We start from the raw sequence: 1,432 nt of genomic DNA on the forward strand, positions 1-1,432 counted from the left end.
CCAGCGGGTAGTGGGGGGGCGAGCGGCACACCACGTAGAGGAACAGCCGCTCCAGCAGGTAGCGGCCCCACACGACCTGGTCGGCCAGGTCGCCGCGGGCCAGGGTGACGGTGGCGCGCCACTCGTCCGGCACGATCACCGCGCGCGAGTTGCCGGTGTCGACGGTGATCGGGTCGGACGCGATCACCTCCAGCGTGTGCGGCGGGTTGACCGTGGGCACGCCCGCGCCGTCGGTCACCTCGAAGGTCAGGCGCACCTCCGGGGCCCCGGCGGGCGGCTCGGCGGAGCCGAAGAAGAGGTCGACGACCTCGCGCGCCTCGGGGTGCACCGAGCACGCGACGCGGAAGCCGTAGCACTCGCGGACGATCTCCAGCATGGGTTGACCTGCTCTCACTCGGTTAGCCGGCCGAACCGGCTGCGCACGAACAGCAGCGGTGGCCGGTCGGACAGGACGTCGAAGGCGCGGACCGCGCCGATCACCACCGTGTGGTCGCCGGCGGCGTGGACCTGCTCGACCGCGCAGTCGAAGAAGCTGACGCCGTCGGTGAGGATCGGCGCCGAGGAGTGCGGCGCGGGCCGCCAGGGGATGCCGTCGAACGCGACCTCGCCGTCCGGGCGGGCGCGGCCGGCGAACCACCGCGCCACCTCCTGCTGCGCGTCGGCGAGCACGGTGACGGCGAAGACGCCGGACCGCCGGATCCGCTCGCAGGTCCGGGAGCCGTTGCCCAGCGACACCAGGACCAGCAGCGGGTCCAGCGAGACCGAGGTGAACGAGCTGACGGTCATGCCGCACGGCCGACCGCCCTCGACCGTGCTCAGCACCGTCACCCCGGTCGGGAACCGGCCCGCGGCGTGGCGGAACCGCCTGCCCAGGTCCGGCTCCACCGCGGTGCTCACGTCGTGGCCGCGAGCGGTGACGAGGTCAGCTCGCGCAGCCGGTTGAGCTGCTCCAAGCCGGCCAGGACGGTCCGCTGCGGCAGGCCGAAGTCGATCAGGCAGGCGATCTCGTCCACGTCCGCGGCCCGCGCCCGCTCGACCACGCGCGCGGCCTTGTCGACCGTGCCCAGCAGGGCGCCGTCGTCGTAGTAGCGGTCGAACGCCCGCTCGACGAGGAAGTCGACGTCCTTCGGGCGCAGCTTGGCCGGGTCGACCTTGCGGGCGCTGCCCTGCTGCGAGCCCAGCAGCAGGCCCAGCGAGCTGCGCAGGTAGTCGCACATCGGGCCGCGCACCTGCTCGCGCACCTCGTCCTCGTCCTCGCCGAGGAAGGTGTGCACCATGAGCACGACGTGCCCCTCGGAGCCCTGCTCGCGCGCCGCGGCGCGGTACTCGGCGATCTTCCCGGCGAGGTCGTCGACGTCCTGGCCCAGCAGGTGGGTCAGCAGCCCGGCGCCGGCGCGGCCCGCGTTGCGGAAGGTCTCCACGCCGCCCGCGC

At 74.0% G+C, this 1,432-nt stretch carries 3 protein-coding genes; all 3 read right to left on the bottom strand.

Features of this window, described 5'->3' with window-relative positions:
* A partial coding sequence (locus tag ACFV4N_RS43710; RefSeq protein ID WP_499678596.1) for a hypothetical protein occupies positions 1 to 376 on the bottom strand: 376 nt, incomplete at its 3' end.
* A gap of 14 nt (positions 377 to 390) precedes the next feature.
* Positions 391 to 897: a flavin reductase family protein gene (locus ACFV4N_RS43715; protein WP_499678597.1), complete on the bottom strand. Its 507-nt coding sequence runs from the start codon at positions 895 to 897 to the stop codon at positions 391 to 393.
* A partial coding sequence (locus ACFV4N_RS43720) for an LLM class flavin-dependent oxidoreductase (RefSeq protein WP_499678598.1) occupies positions 894 to 1,432 on the bottom strand: 539 nt, incomplete at its 5' end. The genes ACFV4N_RS43715 and ACFV4N_RS43720, both read right to left, overlap by 4 nt.

The organism is Actinosynnema sp. NPDC059797, from assembly GCF_042732085.1.
Classification (GTDB): Bacteria; Actinomycetota; Actinomycetes; order Mycobacteriales; family Pseudonocardiaceae; genus Actinosynnema.